Raw genomic sequence first — 23,717 nt, 5'->3', positions numbered from 1 at the left:
TTCATTTACCGTATTCATGCCGACTGTGATCCGCCTCTCATTACGGCACCGTAGGGTATTCCACGCCAACGCATTTGGAATTTGCCGAAGCTTTGCCCATTAAAACCGGTAACTGTAACCGGTGTTTGCAACTTACTTCCGAGTAGATATGCTCTGGGCGTTCGACCAAATGCGAGAGGTAGATCACGTTCGATGAAGCACGCGCTACGGGCCACAATTGTCGCTTCTGCGGCCGCTCTGCTCCTTCCCCTCATGGCCGTATCGGCCGATGCCGCTCCCGTTCCGGCCGGTCCCGACGGCGGCGCCGCCGGTGCGGCCTGGACCGGCACCGAGGACGGGCAGCAGCAATATCCCAATGTCTTCGTCGAATGGGATGTGCCGATCACCATGAGTGACGGCACCGTGCTGAAGGGCAACGTCTACCACCCGGCCGATGCCGCCGGCCGCCCGATCGACACCCCGACGCCGACCGTGCTGAACATGACGCCGTACACCAAATTGGTGTCCAACGTCGCGGACAGCGCCTTCGCCATTCCGGGACTGGGCGACGCACTGCTCAATGTGTTCCGCAATATCCACCTCGACGGCACCCCGATCTCCGGATTCGGCGAGTTGCTGAATGCCGCTGGTAATGGCGAACTTCGAAACTTCAGCGTCGATCGCCAGCTCATCAAATCGGGCTACACGCAGGTCGTCGTCGACGTGCGCGGCACCGGTTTCTCGCAGGGCGAGTGGGACATTCTGCGCCAGCGCGAACAGCAGGACACCGTCGAGACCATCGACTGGGCGTCCAAGCAGAGCTGGTCCAACGGCCGCATCGGCATGAGCGGCCTGTCGTACTCGGCCATCAACCAGGTGCAGGCCGCGGAAAAGCATCCGCCCGCCCTGAAGGCCATCTTCCCGATCGTGCCGGGCAGCGACCTCGTCGACGATGTGCTCGCACCCGGCGGCGGCTTCGGCTTCAACTTCATTCCGCTGTGGCTCAGCGCCGTCAACGGGCTCAAGTGGGTGCCGGACCTGGCCTCGATTGCCCAGGGCAAGTTCGACTTCAAATGGCTCCAGGATCGCCAGGCCGACCCGTTCGGCTACCTGGACGTGCTGATGTCCGCGTACACCAGCCCGAATATCGACAGCCTCGATCCGCGGGTGAAATCCCTGCTCAACGATATGTCGACCGACCGGGCGGGCTGGATCGGCGATCCCAGCCAGATCACCATCCCGACCTTCGTCACCGGTGGCTGGCACGATCTGTTCACCTACTCGGAATCCAAGATCTACAACGCGATTTCGGTGCCCCCGGGGCAGAAGCAGCTGCTGATGGGCAATACCTATCACGTCACCTCCGGCTCCGAAGCCGGGTTCCCGGGCCTGCCACCGCGCCTGGACGTGCTGCAGCGCGCCTGGTTCGACAAGTGGCTCAAGGGAATCGACAACGGGATCGACTCCTACGGTCCGGTGACCCTGCGGCAGCAGGGCGGCGGCTGGATCACCCAGGGCGGTTTCGGTGACACCGCTCCCGCCGAGGAGGCCTCGCGCTACCAGCGCATGTACCTGTCGTCGCAGCGCAGCGGCACCGCCAACAGCCTCTACGACGGCTCGCTGACCAGTGCGGCCAATGGCGACACCGATCGCCTGAGCGTCTCGATGGGCCTGACCACCCTGTGCTCCAACGATGCCGCGCAGGGCAGCGCCGGTGTGCTGTCGATCATCGACGGTTGCGCCAAGGACTCCCGGATCGCGGAGACCAACGGACTGACCTTCACCAGCGCTCCGGTCGCCGAGGCCACCACCGTCTCGGGTCCGGTTGCGGTGCACCTCAATACCGTTCAGGACGCGGCCGACGGGTACTGGACCGTCACCGTCAACGATGTCGCGCCCGACGGGCAGTCGACCGTGCTGACCTCGGGGCAGATCATGGCCTCGATGCGGCAGATCGATGACGCACACAGCACCCGCTCACCCAATGGCGACTACACCGACCCGCGTGCGTTCACCTCGCTGGACAAGAGTCAGCCGACGGTGCCGGGTGCGGCCACCACCCTCGATATCGCACTGAGCGGCACCGAAGGCATTCTGCAGCCGGGACACCGGTTGCGAGTGGATGTCTTCGCGGGCAATTTCCCCAAGGGCCTGCCGATTCTGCCGATGCTCCTGGATACCGGTTTCAAGCCGCAGCATGTGCAGCTGGATCCGGATCGTCCGAGCTTCGTGAATATCCCGGTTCGCGGTAACACCGGCTGGTGATTCCGCCCCACCGGGCCTGAGCGCCCCGGATGTGTACAACGGCGTACACCTCCGGGGTTTTCTTTTGTGCACTTTCACGATTCTTCGGGAAATACTGTCCCGGACAGTTGGCCGCGCACTAGCTTGAGGCGAGTTTTCATGCCTGAGGAGAGTGGTTGGGGCACTATGCGATTCCTGGTCAAGACCGTCGTCGCAATGACGGCTGTCCTCGCGACAGCGCAGTTTCTCTCGCCCGCGGCGACCGCTGATCCGGTCGGCCCGGACGGCGGTGCGAGCGGTGCGGATTGGGCTGCGACAGAAGACGGTCCACAGCTTTATCCGAATGTGTACATCGACTGGGACGTGCCCATCACGATGAGTGACGGCACCGTGCTGAAGGCGAATGTCTATCACCCCGCCGATGCCGCCGGCCATCCCGTCGGCGACCCGACGCCGAGCATTCTGAATTTCACGCCCTATACGAAACTCGGCTCGATGATCGCCGATTCGGCGCTGTCGGTCCCCGGGTTGTCCGATCTGCTCGTCCAGATGTTCCGCGATATCGACCTGTCCGGGACGCCGTTCTCCGGGCTCACCGACCTCACCAGGGCGCTCGGCGGCGGACTGCTGCGCAATTTCAGCGTCGACCGGCAGCTCATCAAATCCGGCTATACGCAGATCGTGGTCGATGTGCGCGGAACCGGCTTCTCCCAGGGTGATTGGAATCTGCTGGGGGCGCGGGAACAGCAGGACACCGTGGAGACCATCGACTGGGCGTCCAAGCAGCCCTGGTCCAGCGGCGATATCGGAATGAGCGGTGTCTCCTATTCCGGCCTCAACGAGCTGCAGGCGGCGGCCAAGAACCCGCCCGCGCTCAAGGCCATCTTCCCGGTTGTGCCCAGCCGCAACCCTTTCCGCGATCTGGTCGCACCCGGCGGGGCCATCGGCGCGGGCTTCATGCCGCTGTGGCTGGCGGCCGTCAACGGCGGCAAGCTGGTCCCCGATCTCACCGCGCTCCTGCAGGGACGCTTCGATATGAAGTGGCTCGCAGACAGATTGGCCGATCCGTTCACCTTCGTGGACGCGCTGCTGGAAGTGTTCGCGCAGCCGAATATCGACGAGCTCAGCCCCAAGGTGCGAGCCCTGCTCGACGAAGGCAGCCCCATGCGGCAGGCCTGGGAGACCGATCCGGCCCGAATCACCATCCCCACCTTCATCTCCGGAGGCTGGCACGACGTGTTCGTGGCCTCGCAGGCCGACGTGTATCGCCGAATTCCCTTGCCGCCCGGCCGGAAACAATTGCTCGTCGGCGACGGGTACCACATTTCCAATGGCAATGAATCCGGGCGACCGGGTCTGCCGCCGCGTATGGACGTGCTGCAGCGCGCGTGGTTCGACAAGTGGCTCAAGGGAATCGACAACGGCATCGATCAGTTCGGGCCGATCACCATGAAGCAGCAGGGCGGCGGCTGGGTGACCGCCCCGTCGTTCCCGGAGCCGGGGATGGAGTACCGGCGCATGTACCTGTCCGGCGCGGCCAGCGGCACCGGCGGGCACAGCGTGCACGACGGGTCGCTGTTCACCGCGCCCGACGGCCCGGACACCCTCACCGTCGCGCCCGGGCTGACCGGGCTGTGCTCCCGCGACGCGGCACAGGAGCTGGTCGGAGCGGTATCGATCATCGATGCCTGCGCCAAGGACTCCCGCATCGAGGAATCCAACGGGCTGACCTTCACGAGCGCGCCGGTCGCCGACGTCACCACGATCTCGGGACCGATGGCGGTACATCTGAACACCGTGCAGGACGGCACCGACGGCTACTGGGTCGCCACCGTCAACGATGTTGCCCCCGATGGCAATTCGACCACGCTGTCCTCCGGCCAGCTGGTCGCCTCACTGCGCGCCATCGACGAATCCCGCAGCACCCGCCTGCCGAACGGCGACTACACCGATCCGGTGCCGGACCTGTCCCTGGACACCCGCCGGCCGACCGTCCCGGGACAGCCGGTGGCACTCGATATTTCCGTCACCGGCATCGACGCCGTCCTGCAACCCGGCCACCGCCTGCGCGTGGACGTCTACGCGGGCAACTTCCCGAAGGGCCTGCCCCTCACCGCGATGATGGTCGACAGCGGCCTGCGGCCCCAGCACCTGCTGCTGGATCCGGCCGCGCCCAGTTTCGTCAATATCCCGGTGCGCGGTAACTCCGGCTGGTGATAGTCGACACGTGCGGCTCGGGCACCCGGGCCGCACGTGCGATCCCGGCGATTCCCGGCGTTTGCCGGAAAACTGCCAGCGACCAGCCACGCACTGTCCGAACATTGCGTAAACGCGAGGCTAACACCCGTGGAAGCCGCTGTGACCTGCGTGAAACTTCCTGCACCCGGGGTCGGACGCGGCTCGGGCGACCGTACGATTCAAAGTGTGAGCGTTCCACAGGCCGTGCTGTTGGCAGTCCTGGCGGCCGTCGTTGGACTGGCAGTCGGTGGATTGCTCATTCCCTATGTGAATGCGCGGCAGGAACAGCGGCGCGCAGCCACCGATTCCGGCCTGACCATGTCGCAGGTACTCGATCTCATTGTGCTCGCGTCCGAGAGCGGAATCGCGGTGGTCGATCAGTACCGGGATGTGGTGCTGGTCAATCCGCGGGCCGAGGAGCTGGGCATAGTCCACGATCGGCTGCTCGACGAGCGTGCCTGGTCCGCGGTGCAGCAGGTGCTCGGTGGCGGCAAGGACATCGAATTCGAGCTCACCGCGAAGATTCCGCTGCCCGGCCGGGCGCGGCTCGCGGTCCGCGGTGTCGCGCGGCCGCTGTCGCAGGAGAATCCGAACTTCGTGGTGCTCTTCGCCGACGACGATTCCGAGCAGGCCCGCATGGAGGCCACCCGCCGCGATTTCGTCGCGAACGTCAGCCATGAACTCAAGACCCCGGTCAGTGCCATGAGCCTGTTGGCTGAGGCATTGCTGGAATCGGCCGACGATCCGGATTCGGTGCGGCACTTCGGCGAACGCCTGCACGGCGAGGCCCGCCGCATGGGCAAGATGGTCACCGAGCTGATCGCGCTCTCCCGCCTGCAGGGCGCGGAGAAGCTGCCGGAACTCGAGGCCGTCGACGTGGACAGCGTGGTCACCCAGGCCATCGAGCGCTCCCGGACCGCCGCGGAAGCCGCCGGCATCACGGTGAGCACCGACACCTCCAGCGGGCTCGAGGTGATCGGCGATCAGACGCTGCTGGTCACCGCGCTGTCGAATCTGGTGGAGAATGCCATCGCGTACTCGCCGCGGGGTTCGCAGGTCTCGGTGAGCCGGGCGCTGCGCGGCGGGCACGTGAATATCGCGGTCACCGATCGCGGTATCGGCATCGGCAAGGAAGACCAGGAACGCGTCTTCGAACGATTCTTCCGGGCCGACAAGGCGCGCTCGCGCGCCACCGGCGGTACCGGGCTGGGGCTGGCTATCGTCAAGCACGTAGCCGCCAACCACAGCGGTGAAGTCACCCTGTGGAGCAAGCTGGGCACCGGATCCACATTCACCCTGCGGATCCCGTCCCACCCCGCCGATACCAACGGCATCGACAAGAGGCTTTCCGCCCATCTCGGGCGGGCCAGAACCAACGGTGTGGAGGCAACCCGATGACGAGTGTGCTGATCGTCGAGGACGAGGAGTCGCTGGCCGATCCGCTCGCATTCCTCCTGCGCAAGGAGGGGTTCGAGGTCACGGTGGTGGGCGACGGACCTTCGGCCTTGGCAGAGTACGACCGGTCGGGTGCGGACATCGTCCTGCTCGATCTGATGCTGCCCGGTATGAGCGGTACCGACGTGTGCAAGCAACTCCGTGCCCGCGGCAGTGTCCCGGTGATCATGGTGACCGCCCGCGACAGCGAGATCGACAAGGTGGTCGGCCTGGAACTGGGCGCCGACGACTACGTCACCAAGCCCTACTCCTCCCGTGAGCTGATCGCCCGTATCCGCGCCGTGCTGCGCCGCGGCGTCGGCGAGGAGGCCGACAGCGGCAGCGAGACCAGCGTCCTGGAGGCGGGCCCGGTCCGCATGGATGTGGACCGCCACACCGTGCAGGTGAACGGCAAGCCGGTCACCCTGCCGCTCAAGGAGTTCGACCTGCTCGAGTACCTGCTCCGCAACTCCGGCCGCGTCCTCACCCGAGGCCAGCTCATCGACCGCGTCTGGGGCGCCGACTATGTAGGCGACACAAAGACTCTCGACGTCCACGTCAAGCGCTTGCGCTCCAAGATCGAAGGCGACCCGGCCAAGCCGGAACACCTCGTCACGGTGCGCGGCCTCGGCTACAAGCTCGAAGCGTAGAGACTCCACGCAAAAGCCTGCGCCCGCCTCCGAATCAGGAAGCGGGCGCAGGCTTTTCGATGTCCGTCGGTATTACGGCAGTTCTGCCCAGGCGGTGCCGAGGGGGGTGTCGAGCTGCTTCAGGACGATCCAGCCGTAGGCGTCCTGCTGCTGGCAGTCGTACCAGGCCACGTCCGCGCCGTTGCCGCGGCAGGCGATGGTGTTGTTGGTGCCGTACGGGGTCATGATCAGCAGCTTGCCGTCGGCCTTGGCGTTCAGGGCGGCGGGATCGGTGTAGGAGACGAAATTGGCGGTGACGTCGGCATATTTGGTGGGATCGACGCTATCGGCACCGGCGTGCGGCGCAAGGCTGAGAACAACACCGGCGGCCAGCGCGGCGACGGTGAGCGATTTCTTGATCATGGCCTGGATGTCTAACACGTTCCGGTGAACCCGCAGTGGCGAAACGATGTCACGCACACTTCCCGCAACTCACACCCCGAGGTCACCGACCAGGTAGCACTCCGAAACAGACTTCCGCGCAGGCTGATTGGAATGTCGCTCCGGTCGAGGTGAATTCACCTGCCGTACACCCGGTGGATGACACCGGCCGGGCTCATACCCAAAGAGACGCGCTCACCTCGATCCGAGGTGAGCGCGTCTCCCGATGTCCGGGCCGGAGGGACGGTGCGGCCCAGCACCGGCCGCTGGGTGGGCGGCCGGTGGGACAGGTCTTGGTCAGCTTCCGGCGCTGCCGGTCAATCCGCCCAGGAGGCCGCCGAGCAGCCCGCTCGCACTGCCGGTGCCACCGGCCGGGGGAGTGGTGGTGCCGCCGCCCGGGTGCGCCGGGTCGACGACGTTCACCACGATCGTCTTGACATTACCGCCCTGCGACGCGGTGATCAGGTGCTGCCCCGCGGTGGTGGGCGTCCAGTTCAGCGTGGAGGAGCCGACCGGCCACGGCATTTTGCCGGCCGGGGTGAGGGTATTGCCGTTATCGGTCCAGTACACGAGCAGGCCGATGCCCGCGCCGCTCAGCGCGGCGGTGAGCGTGTACTGGGTATTGATGTTGTACGGGTCGCTGCCGGACACGGTCACGGAGTCGACGGTCGCGCCGGCCTGGGGCGCTGCGAAGACGGCGACGGCGGCGGCGATGGCGCCACCGGCGACACCCGCGCCGATGCGGCGGGAAAGGGAGTTCATACCGGGTGTTCCTGTCAGTTCGAGGTATTGCCGCTGCTGCCGCTGCCGAGCGGTCCGGCCGGGCCGAAGCCGCTGCCCGAGCTGGAGCTGCCCGACCCGATCGGCGCGTCGCTGACATTCACGATCGTGGACTGCGTGCTGTTGCCCTGCGAGACGGTGATGATGTGCTGGCCCTTGGCGGACGGTGTCCAGCTGATGCTGGAGTGTCCGGGCGGTGACGGAATCTTCGGGCTGCCGATGAAATTGCCGTTGTCGCTGAAGTACACGAGCAGTCCGACCGAGGCGCCGCTGAGATCGGCCGAGATCGTGTACTGGGTACCGACCTGGTAGCTCGAGCCGCTGACGGACACGGTGTCGACCGCCGCGCACGCGGTGGGGGCCGTGAGTACGGCGACCGCGGCGAGGGCGGCGAAACCGGTGATCCCCGCACCGGCCGTGCGGGCGGTGATCCTCGGTGGTGCGTTGCGCATGTGTTCTCCTGTGCTGCTGCGCCCACGGGGACGGGTGCGGGCATCCGCACACTAGGTGACCCGGTGAGTGAAATGTAGCTATTTCGAAAAAATTATCAAGCAAGCGTCCGCTTGGTTTCGGTGGGTGCGCGACATCCCGGGGAATTTCCCGCACCCACCTGTTCCGGCCCGCACTGCCCGCGTGCCGCTTTCGGGGCCTACGAGCTGCCGAAGAGCCCGCCGAGCAGCTTGCCCGCACTGCCGGTGCCACTGCCGCTACTGCCGCTGCCGCTGCCACTGCTGGGTGACGTGGTGGGCGGCGTCGTGGTCGGAGGAGTCGTAGGCGGGGTGGTGGGCGGAGTGGTCGGAGGCGTCGTCGGGGGAGTGGTCGTCCCGCCGCCCACGTTCAACACCACGGACTTACTGCTGCTGCCCTGCGACACGGTCAGGATGTGCTGGCCGGGGGTGGTCGGGGTCCAGTCGATCGAGGCGTGTCCGGGCGGCATCGGCACCTTGCCGATCGAGGTGAGGCTGGTGCCGTTATCGCTCCAGTACACGAGCAGGCCGACCGAAGCGCCGCTCAGATCGGCGGTGGCGGTGTAGGTGCTGCCGACCTGGAAGTCCGATCCCGAGAGGGTGATCGTGTCGACCGTGGCCTGCGCCGTGGGCGACATGGCGATCACGATGCCCGTTCCGGCGGCGATCGCCAGTCCGGCCGCCCCCGCGCCGAGAGGGCGGCGAGTGCTGTTGTTACGCATGGGTTCTCCTGTGCACTCCAGGGAAAGAGATTGTGCCCCTGGAGAATTGATAGTCGAGAGTCTTCCGGCCTGCTGTCAGAGGCCGAAGGGCAGGCCGTTGGCACTGCCGGTACCGCCGCCACCGGGGGTCGTGGTCACCGGCGGGGTGGTGGTGGGCGGGACGGTCGTCGGCGGCACCGTGGTGACGGGTGGGTCGGTGGTGGTGACGGGCGGGACCGTGGTGGTGACGGGCGGGTCGGTGGTGGTCACCGGCGGCACCGTCGTGGTCGGCGGCACCGTCGTGGTGGGCGGCACCGTCGTGGTGGGCGGCACCGTGGTCGTCGGCGGGACAGTGGTGGTCGGCGGCACCGTGGTGGTCGGCGGGGTGGACCCGTCGGTCACATTCACGATCAGCGATTTCGTGCTGCTGCCCTGCGAGAGCGTGATGACATGCTGCCCGGCTGTGGCCGGGGTCCAGCTGAGGGAGGCGTGCCCGGGTGGAATGGGCACCTTGCCGACGCTGGTGAGACTGGTGCCGTTGTCGCTCCAGTAGACGAGCAGCCCCACGGATATGCCGCTGAGGTTGGCGCTGAGGGTGTAATCGTGGCCGACGACGACGTTCGAATCGGAAATGCTGATCGAGTCGACGCTCGCATGCGCCGGGGACGACGCGAGGACGGCGACGACGCCCGTCGCGACGGCGAGCCCGGCGATGCCCGCGCCGAGGTAGCGCCGGCTGGGCGGGGTGTTGCTCATGAGTTCTCCTGTGCTGCGACCCACGAGGGGGAGTGGGTTCGTCGCACAGTAGGGGAGCGGTGATGTGAAATTAGGTATTTTCAGAAAGTTACCGGCGGGTTACTACTTCTTTGCGGGCTTCTTTGCGCCACCGGCCGGCTTGGCCACGGCGCTCGCCCGCTTCTCCTCGGCAGCCTTCTCCTGGGCGATGACCGTGGCCGGATGCACCGCCACGATGCCCAGTCCCTGCCGTCGCCGGCAGTGCTGCGCCAGCTCGTCGTAGGCGGGTTTGCCGAGCAGTTCGATCAGTTCCGGCGCGTACGCCTCCCAGACCGGCCGGGTGCCGACATGCGCGTCCGGCGATCCGGTGCAGTACCAGTTCAGGTCCAAGCCGCCGGGCCCCCAGCCGCGGCGGTCGTACTCGCCGATGACGGTCCGCAGAATCTCCACCCCGTCCGGCCGGTCCACCCAGTCCTGGGTGCGGCGAATGGGCAGCTGCCAGCACACCTCGGGCTTCACGGTCAGCGGTTCCAGGCCCTTGCGCAGCGCCATCGTGTGCAGCGAGCAGCCGATGCCGTTCGCGAATCCGGGCCGATTGAGGAAGATGCACGCGCCGTCGACACGCCGGGTGCGCAGTGCGGGCTCGTCGTCGAGGTCGTCCTCTTCCAGATACAGCTTCTTGCGGACCTTGCCGTTCTCGTCCTGGGCCTCCGGCATCAGCTGCCAGTCCTCGGGTGTGAGCATTTTCACAGCCTTGGCCAGCTTCTTGCCGTCCTCCTCGTCGGAGAGGAAGGCGCCGTGCGAACAGCAGCCGTCGTCCTCGCGCCCGGCGATGATGCCCTGGCATGCGGGAGTGCCGAAAACGCACGTCCACCGCGACAACAGCCAGGTCATATCGGCAGCAATCAGGTGCTCATCATTTGCTGGATCAATAAATTCGATCCACTCGCGGGGGAAGTCCAGTTCGACTTCGGGAGCCGGGTCGATCTTCGCCGCTGGTCGCAGCCCGGTAGGACCACTCGCGGATGCACCTGATGTCACAGTGCGGAACGCTAACAGCTCGGTCGCCTGGCCTGAAGTCGTGACGCACCCAGTACCGTGTTCATGTGCGGCTCGGTGTACTCGATGTGGGAAGCAATACCGTCCATCTGCTGGTGGTGGACGCGCATCGCGGTGGCCACCCGATGCCCATGAGCTCTACGAAGGCGACGTTGCGCCTCTCGGAAAGCATGGATGACCAGGGGCGCATCACGCCCGCGGGCGCGGCTCGGCTGACCACCACGGTCGCCGAATTCGCAAGCATCGCAAAAACTTCCGGATGTGTGGAGTTGATGGCGTTTGCTACTTCCGCGGTGCGCGAGGCGACCAATTCCGAACAGGTGTTGGCGCGGGTGCGCTCCCAGACCGGAGTGAATCTCCAGGTCTTGACAGGAGCCGAAGAAGCCCGGCACACCTTCCTCGCGGTGCGGCGCTGGTACGGCTGGAGCGCGGGACGAATTCTGAACCTCGATATCGGCGGTGGCTCGCTCGAGATGAGCAACGGCGCCGACGAACAGCCGGATGTGGCGCTGTCGCTGCAATTGGGCGCGGGACGCCTCACCCGGGATTGGCTGCATCACGATCCGCCGGGCAAGCGCCGAGTGGCGGTGCTGCGCGATTGGCTGGATGCTGAGTTGGTGGTGCCGTCCAAGCAGCTGCTCGAGGTCGGCCGCCCCGATCTCGCGGTGGGTACCTCGAAGACTTTCCGATCACTCGCCCGCCTGACGGGCGCGGCCCCCTCTGTTGCGGGAGTGCGTGTGCGGCGTACCCTCACCAGTTCCGGCCTGCGGCAGTTGATTGCGTTCATCTCGAGAATGACGGCCGCGGACCGGGCAGAATTGGAAGGCGTAAGTTCCGATCGGTCACAGCAATTGGTGGCCGGCGCGCTGGTCGCGGAGGCGAGTATGCGGGCATTGTCACTGGATACGCTGGAAATCTGTCCCTGGGCACTGCGTGAGGGATTGATCCTGCGAAAACTTGATACCGACCTGGATAGCGAACCGATAACTGGCGGACCGAACGGTGGCCAGCCGGGCACGATCGAAACGGTGTCTCGATGACCGAGGATGTAAGTCAACTGTCCGTCGCCGAACTACTGGCGCGAAACGGGCAGCAGGGCGCGCCCTCCGCCGGTGGCGGCGGGCGCAGGCGCCGGAGTGGGCGCGGCCTGTCGGTCGCGGATCTGACCGGCGATATACCGGTGGTGCGCAACGGCTCGTCCTCGCACGCGGCCTCGGACGAGGCGGCGCCGGACGAGACGGCATATGACGCCCCCGCGGCTGCCGCAGCGCCCCAGCCTAATTCGGGCGAAACAGACTATTCAAACTTTTCGAACTATTCGAATTACCCTGACTATTCAGGTGTTTCACCCGATCCGCAGCCGGGTTACTCCCCCTACTCGGTACCCGATCCGGAGCCCGCCTACTCACCGCTCTCCGGGCCGATCTCCTTCTACGATCCGCTGGCGCCCACGGAGCGCCCCGCCGGAGCCCCATCGCTACCCGAGCCGTCCGGCTACCAGTGGTCGGACGGCTCCGGCCAATACAGCGGCCACAGCGCCCCCGGTGTGGAGCAGCCCCGCAGCGGCCGCCGCCGCAAACCCGACCCGCTGGACGCGGATGTCTCGCTGTCCGAGCTGGAGGACCCGTCCGCCCTGCCGCCGCTGCGCGGGGAGAGCGGCCGCCGCCGGCGCCGCTTCGATCCGGACGACGAGACCACCGAGGTGCGGCCCTTCCGCGGCAGCCGCGCTCCCGAGCCGGGCAACGGATACGCCGGTCTCGACAGTGCGATGGGCGGGCTGGAGAACGGCGCGCGCACGCGACATCTCGACAACGGTCCGACCTGGTCGCCGGAACCGCTACCCCGGAATCCGAGCGCGGACCGCGCCCCCGGATTCGACCCCCTGCAGGCGGCCGCGCCCGCCGCCCCGCCCATGTCGCGTTCGGCCCGCCGGCATGCGGAGGCCCAGCGCGAGGCGGAGGCCGAGCGCCAGACCGCCGCCCCCTCCTGGCCGCAGCAGCCCGAACCCCAGTGGCAGAACGACGCGCCGCGGCAGCCGCAGGCCTGGCAGCAGGACGCGCAGCGGCAGCCCGAACCCCAGTGGCAATTGGACGGCCAGCGGCCGCCCGCCGCGCTGCGGCAGGACGATCCGCGCCGTGACACCCGCCGTGCGCCGGAGCCCGACGCCGGGCGCGGCGCCCCGGTCGGCGGTCTGCCGGCCTGGTCGGCGCGAAGACGTCCGGCCGCCGAGCCCGCCCCGCAGCCGGACTCGCGCGATCAGGGTTCGATCCCGACGGCCGCCTGGACCTCTCCGGACCAGGATCAGCAGCTGGTCTCCGGCGGCACGGTTGCCGGTGATCTGCTCCGTGATGCGCTCGAGCGCGAAGATCAACGCGCGGAACAGGACTCGCGACGCGGTGGCAAACGCCGCGCCGGTGGTTCGCGCCGCCGCGGTGCGGTCGAGGAGCACGATCCGGACGAGCATCTCACCGAGGTCTTCCAGCCGCTCGACGACGACTACGACGACGAGTACGACGAGGACGACGACTACGACGACGAGCCGCGAATGTCGCTGGCCGAACGTTTTTCGGCGCTCACGTCGAAGTTCCCCCGGCCCGCCGCGCGCGGGGTGTCCGCACCGTCGCGGTCGCGCGGAAAGCAACTGTCGGAGCAGGAGGACAATCGCCGCCAGTGGTTGATTCTGGCCGGGCAGAGTGTGGGCGCGGCAGTCGCGGGCATGTTGCTGTTCAAGGGTTTCGAACGCATGTGGGAAATGCTCCCGTGGGTTGCCCTGGCGCTGGCGATGATCGTGATTCTCGGTTTGGTGGCACTCGTCCGGGTTCTGCGCCGGACCGACGATATTTTCAGCACTGTGATTGCCGTCGTCGTAGGCGTCTTTGTGACGCTCGGACCGCTAGCCTTTCTACTCAGTACTAACTGAGCAGGGAGCGGCAGTGGGGAATATCGCGCAGGGGGCGAACATCGAAAATCGAGCCGGGCGAAGGGAAGTCCGAGTCGGGCTTTCCACCGCGTCCGTGTATCCGGAGAACACCGAGGCCGCTTTCCGCTATGCGGCCGAGTTGGGTTACGACGGTGTGGAATTGATGGTGTGGGCCGAACCGGCCAGCCAGAGCATCTCCATCGTGCAATCCTTCATGCACAAATACGACATACCGGTGCTGGCCATTCATGCGCCGTGTCTGCTGATCTCGCAACGGGTCTGGGGGTCGGACCCCGTCGCGAAGCTCACGCGCAGCGTGCACACCGCCGAGGCGCTCGGAGCGGCCACCGTGGTGGTGCATCCGCCGTTCCGGTGGCAGCGCCGCTATGCCGACGGTTTCGCCGAGCAGGTGGCCGAATTGGAGAACGACAGTCCGGTGTCGGTCGCGGTGGAGAATATGTTCCCCATGCGGGTGGACACCCTCTTCGGCCGCAGCGGAAATTCCATTCGGCGTCTGGAGCGGCGCGGTGGTCCCGGACCGTCCATCACCACCTTCAGCCCGTCCTTCGATCCGACCGATACCGGCTACCGGCACTACACGCTCGACACCTCGCACACCGCGACGGCGGGCACCGATGCGCTGATGCTGGCCCGCCGCATGGGATCCGGGCTCACCCACCTGCATCTCGCCGACGGCCGCGGCGCCGCCACCGATGAGCACCTCATCCCCGGCGAGGGCACCCAGCCGGTCGCCGAACTGTGTGAAATGTTGGTCGGCAACGGTTTCCAGGGTCAGGCGGTGATCGAGGTCAATACCCAGATGGCCCGCACCACCATGGACCGCGCCGCCATGCTCGACCGCGCTCTCACCTTCGCCCGCACCCACCTCAACGGCGTCACCCCGCCGGTTCCGGAACCGGAGCCGACGGGTGTCAGCCGCGGCTGACGCACTCCCAGTGATTCCCGCCACCGGATAGGTCTCCTCCTCGGTTGCCGCTTGTACGCTGTACAAAACGACGTGGAGGAGACCAGCGGATGACAACGGAGTTGACCGTCGAACGTGAACCGGCGAGTAGCCCGGTCGACGCGCCCTTCAGCCGCGTCTGCGCCCTGACCGAATTGCCCTCGGACGACTCGGGCATCGGCCGCTACCGGGGTGTCATCGAGTCCATCTGGACCATCGGCAAGAAGCTGCACGGCGGCACCATGGTCGCCGGCAGCGCCGCGGCCGCCACCGAATGGCTGCGCCGCACCGCCCCCGAGCGTGCGGAGATGTTCCCGATCGCCGCCAGCTCCGACTTCCTCGGCGCCCCGGATCCGGGCGAGGTCGAGTACGAGGTCCGCACCCGCAAGATCGGCCGCCAGATCTGCCTGATCGACGCCAGCCTGATCCAGGGCGGCCGCGTGCTGGTGCACACCGCTTTCACCTTCGGGCATCTCGATGACACCGCACCGGCGTACGCCGCCGACCACGCGCAGGACATGCCCGCCGAGCCCCCGGCCGACGCGCTCGCCTACGACGACCGCAACCCGATGGGCAAGATGGTCCATGTGGCACAGGGCTCTTCGGTCGCCATCGATACGAAGTGGGCCCGATTCCTCGCCGGCGAAACCGCGGAACCCCGTCTGCGCCTGTGGATTCGCCCGCTCGGCGGTGATGAGCAGGATCCGGACGTCGCCGCCTTCTTCGCCATGATGGCCGCCGACATGTCCCCGCCCGTCCCGATGAACCTCGGCCAATTCGGCTGGGCGCCAACGGTTCAGCTCACGACCTACCTCCGCCGCCGCCCGGCGCCGGGCTGGCTGCGCGTCATCGCGCACAGCCGCGAGGTGGGCGGCCGCATGTTCGACGAAGATCAAATGGTGATCGACTCCACCGGAGCCGTCGTCGCCCAGAGCCGCCAGCTCGCCCTCATCCCGCAGGCGCGGTAGCTCGTCGCATTTGCCGCCTATGCGGCGGCCGAGTCGTGTTCTCCACGCACTAACCTTGGAATCCATGACAAGGATTGCGGTGATCGGTGGAGGCCGGATCGGGGAGGCGCTGATCGCCGGGCTCCTCGAATCCGGACGGGTGAGCAAGGATCTGGTGGTGGTCGAGCCGGTGCCGGCTCGCGCAGAGTTGCTGGCGCAGCGTTTCGGGATCCGGGTTACCGAGGCGGTGGCCGAGGCCGCCGTGGGCGCCGATCTGATCGTGATCGCCGTGAAGCCGCAGGATGTCGACGGCGTGGTCCTCGAGCTGGCCAAGGCCGAGCTCGGCGAGCAGGAGCAGGAGGCCGTGGTGGTCTCGCTGGCCGCCGGCGTGCCGACCGGCCGCATCGAGGTGAAGCTGCCCGCCGGTTTCCCGGTGGTGCGGGTCATGTCGAACACCCCGATGCTGGTGGGCCAGGGCATGAGCGCCATCGCGCCCGGCCGCTACGCCCGCAAGGAGCAGCTGGCCCTGGTCTCGGAAATGCTGGAGTCGGTCGGCAAGGTGGTGACCGTCCCCGAATCGCAGATGGACGCGGTGACCGCCGTATCCGGTTCGGGCCCGGCGTATTTCTTCCTCGTGGTCGAGGCCATGGTCGATGCGTCCGTCGGCCTGGGCCTGACCCGCGATGTGGCCACCACGCTGGTGGTGCAGACCATGCTCGGTTCGGCCGCGCTGCTGGAGGAGTCGGGCCAGAGTGCCGCGGAGTTGCGCGCGGGCGTCACCTCGCCCGCCGGGACCACGGCGGCGGCATTGCGGGAACTGGAGCGGGGTGCGGTGCGCTCGGCTTTCCACGAGGCGCTGAACGCCGCTAAACGTCGTTCTGTCGAGTTGGCCGGGACCGCCGAATAGGCTGACTCGCCAGTAGCTTGTTTGCTGCTGGGCTACGACTCGCCACAGCAAAGGCTGATTTCTCACACCCGTCGCAGCAACACCACTGGTCCCGCTAAGCTTCAAGGAGCACGTGCGTGTCTGTTCCGCCGGTGGGGAAGCCGGCGGCGCGGGCGTGCCGGAGGTCAGTGGCGCAATGATGTCTGGAAACAGTCAAGCGAGGTCCGCAAACACCCCAGTCAGCGCAGTCGGAAATGTTCTCGGCGGTGGAACACAGTTCCTTACCGTCGCCGAGGTGGCGAATCTGATGCGGGTATCCAAAATGACGGTGTACCGGTTGGTGCATTCCGGAGAGCTGCCCGCAGTGCGGGTGGGTCGTTCGTTCCGGGTGCACGCTAAAGCCGTGCACGACTACCTGGAGACGTCCTACTTCGACGCGGGGTGACGCCCGCAGCGGCCGCCGAGATGGCCGCGCTTCACGAGGGTTCGACGCAGCGTGCGAGCGGGGCAGCCCGATCCAGGGCGCACCCGTTTCGTTCGCTCGGCGGTGGCCCGGTAGCATGAACCGGCATCCTGTACGGGCCGGTGGTGCAACCGGGCCCATGTCGGCCCGAACCGGGTAGGACACTGTGCAGGGTTGAAAGTGTGCTCCCCGCGAAGGCGGGGATGACCCGAGAGAACGCGAGGAACAACCCTATGGGTTCTGTGATCAAGAAGCGCCGCAAGCGCATGTCGAAGAAGAAGCACCGCAAGCTGCTTCGCCGCACGCGCGTTCAGCGCAGGAAACTCGGCAAATAAGCGCTGCGTCGTAGCTGGAAGCCCGTCACCTCGGTGGCGGGCTTTCTGTTTGTCACGGGTGACCGAACTCATCGTTAGATCCTGGTTAATACCCTTCGGGGAGCACTGGTCCGCCGGTTACCCTGGGACGCGGGAATAACAGGAAATGGGGGCAACGAGTGGGATCCGGTGCGGCAGGTTCAGGCGCCCGGGACGGTTCGGCGCCCAAGATCGTGATGGTGACCGGCGCGAGCCGGTTCTTCGGCGGCAATGTAGTGGCCAGGCTGGCCGCCGATCCCACGATCGAACGGATCATCGCGGTGGATGCCAAGCAACCGAGTCCGGAGTTGCTGCGCCGTATGGGCCGAGCCGAATTCGTACGCGCCGATATTCGAAATCCGTTGATACGCAAAGTTATCGACGGCAATGAAGTGGACACGGTGGTTCATCCCGCGGCATTGTCGCGCCCGCCCGCCGGTGGGGGCCGGGCGGCGATGAAGGATATGAACGTGCTGGGCGCCATGCAGTTGTTCGCGGTGTGCCGCAAGGCTTCCAGCGTGCGCCGCGTGGTGGTGCGCTCCTCCTCCGCCGTATACGGGTGCAGCGCCAAGGATCCGGTGAAATTCACCGAGGAAATGTCTGCGCGTACCCCGCCGCGGGGCTGGTTCGCCCGCGACATGATCGAGGTGGAGGGATTCGTGCGCGGCCTGGCGCGGCGTCGTCCCGATATCTGTACCGCGATATTGCGTTTCCCGCCGATTGTGGGCCCGCAGTTGGCGAATCGCGGTGTGCAGTATTTCCGTTCGCCGGTGACCCCGACGATCTTGGGGCGTGATCCGCGAATGCAACTGCTGCACGAGGAAGATGCGATTGCCTCGCTCACACACGCCGCGATTGCCGCGCCAGGGGGTACCTTCAACGTAGCGGGTGACGGCGCGATGGCATTGTCGCAGGCGATCCGCCGGGCGGGCCGGATAGAAATGCCGGTGCCGTACAACGTGTTCCGCACTGTCGGCCGCACCCTCATGGGTCCGGTGATGCGGGAGTTCACCGCCGAACAAATCGACTATTTCCATTTCGGTTGCGGTCTGGACACCACCAGGATGCGCACCGAACTGGGTTTTCAGCCGCGCTGGACCACAGTGCAGGCATTCGACGACTTCATAGGGGGCGCAGCGTTGCGGCCCGTGATCGATCCTCGCTGGATCGACGCCGCAGAGAACAAACTTCTCGGCCTGCTCGGGGCTGGGACGGGAGCACACCAATGAGTGATGTAGCGAAGGTGATTCGTCTTCACGACGTGGATATCGAGGCACGGCATCGGCCGTCGCGGGTCTGGCCGGGGGAGCCGGCGCTCAAGCCGGTGACCTCACTGACCGATCGCCTCGCCGAAGTCGAGTCCCGGCAGCCGAAGTCGCTGAGCGAGATGATCCGGGGGGCGGTGGTCGAGGGGGTCGGCCGCACCGCGGATTTCGCCCGGCGCCGCCTGACCGGTGATTACCAGGTCGACGAATTCGGCCTGGACGAACATCTGCTGGAATCGGTGATCCTGCCGATGCTGCGCCCGCTCTCGGACCTGTGGTTCCGGGTGGAGGTCAGCGGTATCGAGAACATTCCGGAGGCGGGCGGCGCGCTGCTCGTGGCCAATCACGCGGGCACGGTGCCGCTCGACGGGCTGATGCTGCAGCTGGCCGTGCACGATCGCCATCCCAAGCAGCGGGTGCTGCGCCTGCTGGCCGCCGATCTCATCTTCGAGACGCCGGTGGTGGGCGGTCTCGCGCGTAAGGCCGGGCATACCCTGGCCTGCCCCGCCGACGCCGAAAGGCTGTTGCGCGCAGGGGAAGTCGCGGGCGTGTTCCCGGAGGGCTACAAGGGCATCGGCAAGCCGTTCGGTGACCGCTACAAGCTGCAGCGTTTCGGCCGTGGCGGTTTCGTGGCGGCGGCGGTGCGCACCGGGGTGCCGATCATTCCGGTCTCGATCGTCGGTTCGGAGGAGATCTACCCGAAGATCGCCGATCTCAAGCCGCTCGCGCGCCTGCTGGGCATGCCGTATTTCCCGGTGACTCCGACATTCCCGCATCTGGGCCCGCTGGGCGCGATTCCGTTCCCGTCGAAGTGGTACATCGAATTCGGTGAGCCGATTCCGACGGGCGAATACGAGCCCGAGGCCGCCGACGATCCGATGACCATGTTCGAGATCACCGATCAGGTCCGCGAAACGATTCAGGGCACGCTCTACAAGTTGCTGACAAAGCGCCGGAATCCCTTCACCGGCTAGAGCTGTACTGTCCCCCGGCGACCGATGGCCTGGTGAAAGAGGCCGTCGTTCGCCGGGGCGACAACTGATTTCGTGTCGATCGGGGTAACTCGCCGGGTACGAGCTAACTTGCCCCCACCTCACCGCCGGCGGCCGACGCAACCGTCGCCCCGCCTGAGTCGGGCTTGAATTCGCGGAGAGGCGGGTCAGTCAGCTCGCTTTGGCTTCGCGTTTGCGGCTCAGCACCGCGGCTGCGGCGCCCCCGGCCGCGCCTAGCGCAAGTGCCGTCGGCACACCGACTTTCGCGGCCTTGCGGCCGGTGCGGAAGTCCCGGATCTCCCAGCCGCGGTTCTTGGCGACCTCGCGCAAGTCCGCATCGGGATTGATGGCCACCGCCGTGCCTACCAGCGAGAGCATGGGCACGTCATTGTGGCTGTCGGAGTAGGCGGTACAGCGTTTGAGGTTCAGCCCCTCACGAATGGCGAGGGTGCGCACCGCATGCGCCTTGCCCAGCCCGTGCAGGATGTCGCCCACCAGGCGGCCGGTGAATACGCCGTCGTGGCTTTCCGCGACGGTGCCCAGCGCACCGGTGAGACCCAGCCGCTTGGCGATGACCTGCGCCAGTTCCACCGGTGTCGCGGTGACCAGCCAAACCTGTTGTCCGGCATCGAGATGCATCTGCGCGAGCGCCCGGGTGCCCGGCCAGATCTTGTCGGCGATGATCTCGTCGTAGATCTCCTCGCCGAGCGCCGCCAATTCGGCGGTGGGGCGGCCGGCGATGAACTCGAGGGCGCGCTCCTTACCGCTGCTCATATCGGCGCTGTTCTCTTTGCCGGTGACCCGGAATTTCACCTGTTTCCAGGCGATATCGACCAGATCCGAGGTCTTGAAGTATTTGCGCGCGGCCAGCCCGCGCGCGAAATGCACGATGGACGCACCCTGCACCATGGTGTTGTCCACATCGAAGAACGCGGCGGCGGTGAGATCACGCGGAATCGCGGGTCTCGGCTCGTCGTACAGTGCGAGTTCGGCGTCGTGCAGGGCGAGCGCGGCATCGGCGCTGGCCTCGCCCGCCAGATTGGCGCGCACCTCTTCATCGCTGGGACCGAACGGGCTCCGCGTGATTCGGGTGAACTGGTCCTGCAGACCCTGTCCCCAGCGGGGCGCGAATTCACCGAATCTGCCCGCGATCAAGCCCGACCGCGAGTCCTTCGAACCCTGTCCGGCCTCTTTCGATCGTTCCGGCACCAGTACCTCCGCCTGTTCTTGCCGCCACATTTGAGAGTCCGTGACCAATCCGGTTGGTGCATGCACCGGCATAGTCCACAGTAACGCCCAGCGGTGACCGGGACGTAGACGCTGACTGACATGACGGGGGTGTTGAATGAGTTTCATGAACGTTTCCACCCCCTCGGTGACCCTGTTGACCCGCAATGGCTGCGGACTCTGCGCGGTCGCGCTGGAGCAATTGCGGCCGATCTGCGCCGATTTCGGCATCGAGGTCGAGACCGTGGATGTCGACGAGGCCGCGGCGACCGATCCGGCCCTGCGCGCCGAATACGGCGATCGGCTGCCGGTGGTGCTGCTCAACGGTCGTGAGCACAGCTATTTCGATGTGGACGAGGCGCGCTTACGCGCCGACCTGAGCCGGTGAAACAGCGGGTCGTCCGGTTCGGTCCCCCACCGGCCCGACGCCACCCCGTAACCGGGTGTTCGACTGTTCGATTCCCGGCGCGTTGCGTAGCGGGTTCCCCGTGAGCAGGGTTGAATGATCCCGGGGCAGGAGGCCCCCCGCAAAGTGACTGAATTCACCGACTTTGTGCAGGGCTTCACAAGCGGTTACGGTGGTGGCACGCAACCCGCTCTTCAGCGGAAGCGACCCCGAACCTATGACTCGACCTTGCCTGCTCGGCCGCCATGCGACGGTCCCCGGCGTCGGGTCGACAAAAGCACCCGGACACTCACCCCCGGCCGGACGAGGAGCGCAAGCGACGTGACGGAGCAGCATGAGACGCCGCAGAGTGGTGTCTCCGGCAAGGCTCTGCAGAAGGACATCCCGCAGGCCACAGTGGCGCGTCTGGCCACTTATCTCCGGGTGCTCGCCGTTCTCGCCGACGATGCTGTTGCCATCGTATCGAGTGAGGAACTGGCTGTCGCGGCGGGTGTCGGTTCCGCCAAGTTGCGCAAGGATCTTTCCTTCCTCGGACCCAACGGTGTCCGAGGTGTCGGATATGACGTGATCAAGCTTCGCGACCGCATCGAGGATGTGCTCGGACTCTCCGAGGGACATCGGGTGGTGCTGGTGGGCGCGGGCAATCTGGGCCGGGCACTGGTCGGGTACGGCGGATTCCGCCGCCGCGGTTTCGCCATGGTCGGCCTCTTCGACAATGATCCGGCGCTGATCGGTACGCCGGTCTGCGGTTTGCCGGTACGCGATGTGGCCGAATTGTCCGGTGCGGTGGCCGAACTGGCGCCGACCATCGCGGTCATCACCACGCCCGATGCCCATGCCCAGGCCGTCTGCGATCTGCTGGTCGCCGCCGGGGTGCTGTGCATTCTCAGCTTCTCGCCCGTCGCGCTGGACGCGCCGCCGCACGTAGAGGTGCGGCGCGTGGATCTCGCGGTGGAGATGCAGTTGCTGTCCTTCGAGCTGGCCCGCAATGCGGAGGCCGCCGGGGAGACGGTGAGCGCGGCCGCCGCGGTTCCGGTGGGTGTGCGCTCGGCGCCCCGGAATACGGCGGCGGCGATGAACTGCACGCCGATAACGACTTCACATGCGGCAGCGCGGCCGTCGGGCGGCACTGAGACAGCCAGCAAGGGAGCGGTGGTCCAGCCATGAGTGTGCTTCTCGTCGGGATCTCGCATCGCAGCGCTCCAGTTGCGGTGCTGGAGAAGATCGCGATCACCGAGCACGATCGGCCCAAGCTGACCGAGAAGATGCTGGCCTCCAGCCATGTCTCCGAAGCGATGATCGTCTCCACCTGCAATCGCGTCGAGATCTACGCCGTGGTCGACGCCTTCCACCCCGCGCTGGGCGAGATCAGCGAACTGCTGACCAAGCACTCCGGGCTGCCGCTGCCGGAGCTCACCAAGTACGCCTACGTGCGCTACGCCGAGGCCGCCGCCGAGCATCTGTTCGCGGTGGCGTCCGGCCTGGATTCGATGGTGATCGGTGAGCAGCAGGTGCTCAGCCAGATCCGCGCCGCCTACGCGGCCTCCGATTCGCAGCAGGCCTCCGGGCGCACGCTGCACGAGCTGGCGCAGCATTCGCTGCGCGTCGGCAAGCGGGTGCACTCCGAGACCGGGATCGACCGGGCGGGCGCCTCCGTGGTGTCGGTGGCGCTGGATCGGGCCCGGCTGGTGCTGGGTCCGCTGACCGGGCGCACCGCGCTGGTGCTGGGCGCGGGCGCCATGGGCGGGCTCGCGGTGGCACAGCTGGCGCGGGCCGGGGTCGCGCGCATCATCGTGGTGAACCGGACGCTGGAACGTGCACAGCGGCTTGCCAATACGGCCACCACCATGCACGGCGTCGCCGCCACGGCGATGGATATCGAGCAGCTGGTCGAGGCCATGGCCGTGGCCGAAGTGGTGGTCACCTGCACCGGCGCGGTGGGCACGGTGGTGAGCATCGCCGATGTGCACAATGCGCTGTCCGCCGCCGATTCGACCGCGCAGCTGGTCATCTGCGATCTGGGCCTGCCGCGCGATGTGGATCACGCGGTGGCCGGACTGCCCGGTGTGACGGTCATCGATATGGAGACCCTGCAGCGGGATCCGTCGGCAGGCGCGGCCGCCGACGATACCGCCGCGGCGCGCACCATCGTCGCCGAGGAACTCACCAAATACCTTGCCGGACAGCGCATGGCCGAGGTCACCCCGACCGTCGCCGCGCTGCGGCAGATGGCCGCCGATGTGGTCGAGGGCGAGCTGCTGCGCTTGGACTCGCGACTACCCGAGCTGGACGCCGCGCACCGCGAAGAGGTCGCTCGCACCGTGCGCCGCGTGGTGGACAAGCTGCTGCACGCGCCGACGGTGCGGGTCAAGCAGTTGGCGTCCACACCCGGCGGTGACAGTTACGCCGAGGCGCTCCGGGAGTTGTTCGAACTGAAACCCGGTGCGGCGCAGGCGGTTGCGGCGCCGATGGAGATCTCCGCGCCGGCCGGTCAGCTGGCCGACGATTTCACCGCCGCCCATTCGGGGGACGAACAGGGGCTGACCGCATGACCGGAGCGATGGTGCAGGACACACAGACAGGGCGG

At 66.9% G+C, this 23,717-nt stretch carries 22 protein-coding genes and 1 pseudogene; 16 read left to right on the top strand and 7 right to left on the bottom strand.

Annotation, left to right across the window (positions count from 1 at the left end):
* The first annotated feature begins 192 nt into the window (after positions 1-192).
* From OG326_RS41085 to OG326_RS41070, 4 genes are all read left to right on the top strand, one after another.
* The gene (locus OG326_RS41085) at positions 193-2,244 is read left to right on the top strand and encodes a CocE/NonD family hydrolase (RefSeq protein ID WP_327142465.1); all 2,052 of its coding nucleotides are present in this window, start codon (positions 193-195) and stop codon (positions 2,242-2,244) included.
* A 165-nt stretch (positions 2,245-2,409) separates the two neighbouring features.
* Positions 2,410-4,440 carry a CocE/NonD family hydrolase gene (locus OG326_RS41080; protein WP_442791100.1) on the top strand — a complete coding sequence of 677 codons (2,031 nt, stop codon included), beginning with the start codon at positions 2,410-2,412 and terminating at the stop codon, positions 4,438-4,440.
* A gap of 207 nt (positions 4,441-4,647) precedes the next feature.
* Complete coding sequence (locus tag OG326_RS41075; protein ID WP_327142463.1) at positions 4,648-5,859, top strand: sensor histidine kinase; 1,212 nt, start codon at positions 4,648-4,650, stop codon at positions 5,857-5,859.
* Positions 5,856-6,545, top strand: a complete 690-nt coding sequence (locus tag OG326_RS41070) for a response regulator transcription factor (RefSeq protein ID WP_327142462.1) — start codon at positions 5,856-5,858, stop codon at positions 6,543-6,545. Before OG326_RS41075 ends, OG326_RS41070 begins: the two co-directional genes overlap by 4 nt.
* A 72-nt stretch (positions 6,546-6,617) precedes the next feature.
* Here the strand turns inward: OG326_RS41070 and OG326_RS41065 are convergent, their stop codons facing one another.
* The 6 genes from OG326_RS41065 to OG326_RS41040 all read right to left on the bottom strand — a co-directional run bounded on the left by OG326_RS41065 (position 6,618) and on the right by OG326_RS41040 (position 10,689).
* Entirely contained in the window at positions 6,618-6,947 is a 330-nt protein-coding gene (locus OG326_RS41065) for a hypothetical protein (RefSeq protein WP_327142461.1), read from the bottom strand.
* Between the two features lie 315 nt (positions 6,948-7,262).
* The gene (locus tag OG326_RS41060) at positions 7,263-7,727 is read right to left on the bottom strand and encodes a hypothetical protein (protein WP_327142460.1); all 465 of its coding nucleotides are present in this window, start codon (positions 7,725-7,727) and stop codon (positions 7,263-7,265) included.
* Positions 7,728-7,741: 14 nt separating this feature from the next.
* On the bottom strand, positions 7,742-8,197 hold the full coding sequence (locus OG326_RS41055; RefSeq protein ID WP_327142459.1) for a hypothetical protein: 456 nt from the start codon (positions 8,195-8,197) through the stop codon (positions 7,742-7,744).
* 197 nt (positions 8,198-8,394) lie between these two features.
* Positions 8,395-8,934 carry a hypothetical protein gene (locus OG326_RS41050; RefSeq protein ID WP_327142458.1) on the bottom strand — a complete coding sequence of 180 codons (540 nt, stop codon included), beginning with the start codon at positions 8,932-8,934 and terminating at the stop codon, positions 8,395-8,397.
* Between the two features lie 75 nt (positions 8,935-9,009).
* Positions 9,010-9,669, bottom strand: coding sequence for a hypothetical protein (locus OG326_RS41045; RefSeq protein ID WP_327142457.1), 660 nt, complete (start codon positions 9,667-9,669; stop codon positions 9,010-9,012).
* A 102-nt stretch (positions 9,670-9,771) separates the two neighbouring features.
* Complete coding sequence (locus tag OG326_RS41040; protein ID WP_442790889.1) at positions 9,772-10,689, bottom strand: hypothetical protein; 918 nt, start codon at positions 10,687-10,689, stop codon at positions 9,772-9,774.
* A gap of 65 nt (positions 10,690-10,754) precedes the next feature.
* Here OG326_RS41040 and OG326_RS41035 point away from each other — a divergent pair, with 65 nt between their 5' ends.
* The 9 genes and pseudogenes from OG326_RS41035 (at position 10,755) to OG326_RS40995 (ending at position 19,479) form a co-directional block, all read left to right on the top strand.
* On the top strand, positions 10,755-11,747 hold the full coding sequence (locus OG326_RS41035; protein ID WP_327142455.1) for a Ppx/GppA phosphatase family protein: 993 nt from the start codon (positions 10,755-10,757) through the stop codon (positions 11,745-11,747).
* A gap of 1,628 nt (positions 11,748-13,375) precedes the next feature.
* Positions 13,376-13,627 (top strand): annotated as a pseudogene (locus OG326_RS43125) (hypothetical protein); the annotation flags it as partial.
* Between the two features lie 13 nt (positions 13,628-13,640).
* Positions 13,641-14,573: a sugar phosphate isomerase/epimerase family protein gene (locus tag OG326_RS41025; protein WP_327142453.1), complete on the top strand. Its 933-nt coding sequence runs from the start codon at positions 13,641-13,643 to the stop codon at positions 14,571-14,573.
* A gap of 89 nt (positions 14,574-14,662) precedes the next feature.
* Positions 14,663-15,559 carry a thioesterase family protein gene (locus OG326_RS41020; protein WP_327142452.1) on the top strand — a complete coding sequence of 299 codons (897 nt, stop codon included), beginning with the start codon at positions 14,663-14,665 and terminating at the stop codon, positions 15,557-15,559.
* Positions 15,560-15,623: 64 nt separating this feature from the next.
* The gene (gene proC, locus OG326_RS41015) at positions 15,624-16,445 is read left to right on the top strand and encodes a pyrroline-5-carboxylate reductase (RefSeq protein WP_327142451.1); all 822 of its coding nucleotides are present in this window, start codon (positions 15,624-15,626) and stop codon (positions 16,443-16,445) included.
* Positions 16,446-16,620: 175 nt separating this feature from the next.
* Positions 16,621-16,869, top strand: a complete 249-nt coding sequence (locus tag OG326_RS41010; protein WP_405140104.1) for a helix-turn-helix domain-containing protein — start codon at positions 16,621-16,623, stop codon at positions 16,867-16,869.
* A 251-nt stretch (positions 16,870-17,120) separates the two neighbouring features.
* Positions 17,121-17,222, top strand: coding sequence for a 30S ribosomal protein bS22 (locus OG326_RS41005; RefSeq protein WP_003402602.1), 102 nt, complete (start codon positions 17,121-17,123; stop codon positions 17,220-17,222).
* Positions 17,223-17,437: 215 nt separating this feature from the next.
* Positions 17,438-18,469: an NAD-dependent epimerase/dehydratase family protein gene (locus OG326_RS41000; RefSeq protein WP_327146760.1), complete on the top strand. Its 1,032-nt coding sequence runs from the start codon at positions 17,438-17,440 to the stop codon at positions 18,467-18,469.
* Positions 18,466-19,479: a lysophospholipid acyltransferase family protein gene (locus OG326_RS40995; RefSeq protein ID WP_327142450.1), complete on the top strand. Its 1,014-nt coding sequence runs from the start codon at positions 18,466-18,468 to the stop codon at positions 19,477-19,479. The genes OG326_RS41000 and OG326_RS40995 overlap by 4 nt, the downstream gene beginning before the upstream one ends.
* A 189-nt stretch (positions 19,480-19,668) precedes the next feature.
* On the opposite strand, the gene OG326_RS40990 is transcribed toward OG326_RS40995, so the two are convergent.
* Complete coding sequence (locus tag OG326_RS40990) at positions 19,669-20,709, bottom strand: HAD family hydrolase (protein WP_405140106.1); 1,041 nt, start codon at positions 20,707-20,709, stop codon at positions 19,669-19,671.
* A gap of 142 nt (positions 20,710-20,851) precedes the next feature.
* On the opposite strand from OG326_RS40990, the gene OG326_RS40985 reads away from it, so the two are divergent.
* From OG326_RS40985 to OG326_RS40975, 3 genes are all read left to right on the top strand, one after another.
* Positions 20,852-21,112, top strand: a complete 261-nt coding sequence (locus OG326_RS40985; protein ID WP_327142449.1) for a glutaredoxin family protein — start codon at positions 20,852-20,854, stop codon at positions 21,110-21,112.
* Positions 21,113-21,451: 339 nt separating this feature from the next.
* Positions 21,452-22,297, top strand: coding sequence for a redox-sensing transcriptional repressor Rex (locus tag OG326_RS40980; RefSeq protein ID WP_327142448.1), 846 nt, complete (start codon positions 21,452-21,454; stop codon positions 22,295-22,297).
* Positions 22,294-23,682: a glutamyl-tRNA reductase gene (locus OG326_RS40975; RefSeq protein WP_327142447.1), complete on the top strand. Its 1,389-nt coding sequence runs from the start codon at positions 22,294-22,296 to the stop codon at positions 23,680-23,682. Before OG326_RS40980 ends, OG326_RS40975 begins: the two co-directional genes overlap by 4 nt.
* Positions 23,683-23,717: the final 35 nt, after the last annotated feature.

Origin of the sequence: Nocardia sp. NBC_01327 (genome assembly GCF_035958815.1) — a bacterium.
Classification (GTDB): Bacteria; Actinomycetota; Actinomycetes; order Mycobacteriales; family Mycobacteriaceae; genus Nocardia.
The sequence above is the reverse complement of the archived record's forward strand: the minus strand, read 5'-3'. Positions and strand labels throughout refer to the sequence as shown.